Source organism: Limnohabitans sp., assembly GCF_044361645.1.
In the GTDB taxonomy this organism is placed as follows: domain Bacteria; phylum Pseudomonadota; class Gammaproteobacteria; order Burkholderiales; family Burkholderiaceae_C; genus Limnohabitans_A.
Genome location: NZ_JBIKIL010000191.1, coordinates 1 through 4,194, shown reverse-complemented (window position 1 = coordinate 4,194; position 4,194 = coordinate 1). Strand labels below are relative to the sequence as shown.

Here is a 4,194-nt window from a genome sequence, read left to right as displayed (position 1 = left end):
ACCTCTGTAAATCCGTTGAAACTGGCTACCAGTCTAGCTTGCGGCCGGTTTATGCAACGTCAACTGCCGGAAATAGGCTGAATCGGGGTCAAGCGTTTGAGGTTCAAGGTTCATGGCGAGACAGGCTTCACAAAGATGCACCAGATTACGCCCACGGCCAAGGTTTGAACAGACAGGAAAGCCCCAAGCCAAGCCTTTTTGCCCAGCAGTTGGGGGTTTTGTGTCAACTGGCCGCTCAGGCCACGGGCAGATGCGCCTGCAGGGCTTGATGCAGGTCAAGGATCAGGTCGTGGGCAGACTCCAATCCGGTTGAAAAACGCACCAAAGTGCCTGGCTTCAAATGCGCAGGCCAATTTTGGCGCAGGGATGCCAGGTCGTAAGGCACCACCAAACTGACCGGACCGCCCCAGCTGTAACCGATCTTGAAAAGCTTCAGGCCATCGCAAAACGCATCGATCTGGCTTTGCTTGAAACGGGCGTCCAGCATCACGCTGAACAAGCCCGCCGCCAAACCTGTGCCCGGCGCACGCTCGCACACCGCCTGCCAGTGCGCATGGCCGGGGGCACCGGCAAATGCAGGGTGAAGCAGTTGCACGCATTGCGGCTGCGCCTGCCACCAGTTGGCCAAAACGCGGGCCGTTTGGTCATGCGCCGCGTAACGCAAACCAATGCTGGGCAGCGAGCGCAAAACGGTCTCGGCATCGTTGGCCGCCACACCCAAGCCCAAACGCATGTGGCAAAGCTTGATTTGCATGTTCAAAGCCGCATCACGGGTCATGACACTGCCCATGAGCACATCGCCCCCACCACTGGGGTATTTGGTCAGGGCGTGCACGCTGATGTCGACTGCCACACTGCCTTGGCCGCCTTCGCCATCACCCAGCACATCAAATGGCTGAAAAGCCAAGCCCGCTCCCCAGGTGTTGTCCAATGCGCACAACACCGCTTTGTCTTTGCAAAGCCGCACCATGCTGGCCAAATCAGGGAACTCCATGCTCACCGAACCCGGTGCCTCCAACCAGACCAATCGGGTGCGGGGCGTGATTTGTGCACTCAAATCGTCGGGGCTCATGGGGTCGTAAAAACGGTGCGCGATGCCAAAATGGCGCAACTCCCCGGCGGCCAAGGCCTTGTTGGGGCCATAGGCGTTGTCGGGAATCAACACCTCATCGCCACTTTTCAGCAAGGACAAAGCCACCAATGCCAAGGCCGCCAGGCCACTGGGCACAAGCAGGCACTGCAAGCCGCCCTCCAGAGCGCACAGCCGCTCTTCCAGCAAGTAAGTGGTGGGGGTGCCGTGCAGGCCATAGGTGTAAGCCGATTTGTCTTTCCAATCGCGCTTGCGCATATCGGCCACGCTTGGAAAGTAGACCGTGGAGGCCTTGAACACACCTGGCTGCGGCGCATCGAAACCGCTCGGTGGTGTGTAGGGGTGGTGAATCAAACCTGTGACTTTGGGGGAATTGTTGAAATTTTGCATGTTTGCAATGCTAAAGCAAACAGCCTCCCAAGGAGGCTGTTGTGCACGGTTGAAAATGGGGCTTGCGCCCGGCGCGCCTCAAACCCGCCACTTCTCCATCAGCTTTTCAGGCCGCATGTTGTCGTAGGGCTCAAAGGGCTGGTGAATCCAAGGGTTGGTGGGCAGGTCCTCCACCGAGTAATCGCACTTGAAAGACGACACCCCTTTGGTCCAGATCACGGCGGTGCGCAACTCGGTGATGGGTTGGTAGTTGTTTTTGAGCTGATCGACCACCGCACGCAAGGTGTGGCCCGTGTCGGCCAAGTCGTCCACCAACAAAACTCTGCCCGCAATCTCACCCTTGGGTGTGGTGATGTAGCGGGCAATGTCCAGGTGGCCCTGCACCGTTCCGGCTTCGGCGCGGTAAGAGCTGGTGGACATGATGGCCAAGGGCTTGTCAAAGACGCGCGACAGGATGTCTCCAGGGCGCATGCCGCCTCGAGCCAGGCACAAGATGTTGTCAAATTCCCAGCCAGATTGGTGGATCTTGATGGCGAGTTTTTCAATCAGGTTGTGGTACTCGTCGTAGCTCACATACAGGTGCTTGCCGTCTTCGGTCAACATGGGGTCACTCCAAAAAATCAGGGGTTGAGATGCATGCCTTGTGCCAAACCAAAGGCTCTGGCAGCGAAGGGGTTGTGTAACAAGATGGTGTGGTCGCGGTCCGGGCTGGTGGACACCACATGCACCGGCACACCCGTGACCTCGGCGATGCGCGCCAAGTAACGACGCGCAGTGGCCGGAAGCTTGTCCATCTCGGTCACGCCCACGGTGGTTTGGGTCCAGCCGGGAATGACCTCGTAAATCGGTTTGCAGCGGGCGATCTCGTCCGCGCCCATGGGCAAGATGTCGATGGTTTCACCGTCCAGCTCATAGCCTGTGCAAAGGAGCAACTCCTTCAGGCCATCTAACACATCGAGTTTGGTGATGCACAGGCCCGACAGGCCATTGACCTGCGCGCTGCGTTTGAGCAAGGCCGCGTCAAACCAGCCGCAGCGGCGCGAACGGCCTGTGGTCACGCCTTTTTCAGCGCCCACAGTGGACATGTGGTAACCGGGTGTGCCAGGCGTTTCCCAGTCCAATTCGGTGGGGAACGGCCCGCCGCCCACCCGGGTGCAATAGGCTTTGGTGATGCCCAAGATGTAGTGCAGCATGCCCGGGCCAACGCCCGAACCTGCAGCCGCATTGCCCGCCACACAGTTGCTCGAGGTCACAAAGGGGTAGGTGCCGTGGTCCACGTCAAGCAAGGTGCCCTGAGCCCCCTCAAACAGCAAGTTGGCACCGGCAGCATGGGCGTCGTTCAGTTCGCGCGAGACATCGGCCACCATGGGCAGCAATTCCTTGGCGTAGCCCATGGCTTCGTTGTAGGTGGTGTCAAAGTCCACCGGTGCCGCGCCCAAGATGTTGACCAAAATTTCGTTGTGCAGGGCCAGGTTCTCGCGCAACTTGGTGGCAAAGCGCTCGGGGTATTTCAGGTCTTGTACGCGCAGGGCACGGCGCGCCACCTTGTCTTCGTAGGCCGGGCCAATGCCCCGGCCGGTGGTGCCGATTTTGGCGGTCCCGGCTTTTTCCTTGGCGGCCTCACGGCCCACATCGAGCGCCACGTGGTAGGGCAAGATGAGGGGGCAAGCTTCGCTCACGCGCAAACGCGAACGCACCTCGACACCGGCTTTTTCAAGGCCTGCAATTTCCTCCAGCAACTTGGGCACCGACAACACCACACCGTTGCCGATGTAGCACTTGACGCCCGCGCGCATGACCCCGCTGGGAATCAGGTGCAAAGCGGTTTTCACACCGTTGATCACCAAAGTGTGGCCCGCGTTGTGGCCGCCCTGAAAGCGCACCACACCTTGGGCGCTTTCGGTCAACCAGTCCACCAGTTTGCCTTTGCCCTCGTCACCCCATTGGGTACCGACAACGACCACGTTGCGGCCTTGCAAATTGTTCATGCTTGAAATGTTCTTTCTCAAAGAGCCTGCACCACCCAGTGCCCTGCGGCTTGCAGCAGCTCGCGGTCGCAATGGAATTCGTCGATTTCGTTTTCGTGCCCAGGCAATACACAGACCACGGTTTCACCGCGCTGGCGTAAACCGGCGATGGCCTCGCGCAGGCTGGCATCATGGCCCCAGGGCGCACGGATGGCCGTGCGCAAGGCCAAGGGCTTGACAGCCAACACCACCTCTTTCAAGTCGAGGCTGAACCCCACAGCCGGTCTGTCGCGCTCGATGCGGTGACCAAACACCGCGCCCACGCCGTCGTAACGCCCTCCCCGGGCCAGCGCGTCGGCAGCACCTTGGGCATAGATGGCAAAGCGCATGCCGCTGTAATAAGCGTAGCCCCGCGAGTCACCCAAATCAAAACCGATGGCCACATCCGGTAGCTGCTCGGCCAACCAACGCAGTTGCTGCAAGGCCTCGGTGATGGCCGGTGTGGCAGGCAAAACCTGTTCGGCTTGGCTGAGCACGCTGGCGTCGCCGTACAAATTCACCAAGGCCATCAGGCCCTCGCGCTGCGCAGGCGCAAAACCTGCCGTCAAGCGGGCAATGGAGCTGGCGTCCTTGATGGCCAACGCGGCATGGATGTCGTGGCGCAAACCAAGCGACAGCGTTTCAGCCTGCAGCAAGCTGTTGACGATGCGGGCATCGGCCAAGTCCACCTGCAAGTCGCCCACGTTC

4 protein-coding genes are annotated in these 4,194 nt (G+C 60.0%); all 4 read right to left on the bottom strand.

Features of this window, described 5'->3' with window-relative positions; genetic code table 11:
* Nucleotides 1–235 precede the first annotated feature (235 nt).
* Nucleotides 236–1,480, bottom strand: a complete 1,245-nt coding sequence (locus tag ACIQ39_RS18745; protein ID WP_396436099.1) for a PLP-dependent transferase — start codon at nucleotides 1,478–1,480, stop codon at nucleotides 236–238.
* Nucleotides 1,481–1,558: 78 nt separating this feature from the next.
* The gene (locus tag ACIQ39_RS18740; protein ID WP_396436098.1) at nucleotides 1,559–2,083 is read right to left on the bottom strand and encodes a phosphoribosyltransferase; all 525 of its coding nucleotides are present in this window, start codon (nucleotides 2,081–2,083) and stop codon (nucleotides 1,559–1,561) included.
* A 17-nt stretch (nucleotides 2,084–2,100) separates the two neighbouring features.
* Complete coding sequence (locus ACIQ39_RS18735) at nucleotides 2,101–3,468, bottom strand: adenylosuccinate synthase (protein ID WP_396436097.1); 1,368 nt, start codon at nucleotides 3,466–3,468, stop codon at nucleotides 2,101–2,103.
* A 17-nt stretch (nucleotides 3,469–3,485) separates the two neighbouring features.
* Nucleotides 3,486–4,194: ATP phosphoribosyltransferase regulatory subunit (locus ACIQ39_RS18730; RefSeq protein WP_396436096.1), on the bottom strand; the 709-nt coding region annotated here is incomplete at its 5' end.

What these genes read in the sequence shown, in the direction of transcription:
- ACIQ39_RS18745 (WP_396436099.1), bottom strand. Translation starts at nt 1,480, where the DNA reads ATGCAAAATTTCAACAATTCCCCCAAAGTCACAGGTTTGATTCACCAC.
- ACIQ39_RS18740 (WP_396436098.1), bottom strand. Translation starts at nt 2,083, where the DNA reads ATGTTGACCGAAGACGGCAAGCACCTGTATGTGAGCTACGACGAGTAC.
- ACIQ39_RS18735 (WP_396436097.1), bottom strand. Translation starts at nt 3,468, where the DNA reads ATGAACAATTTGCAAGGCCGCAACGTGGTCGTTGTCGGTACCCAATGG.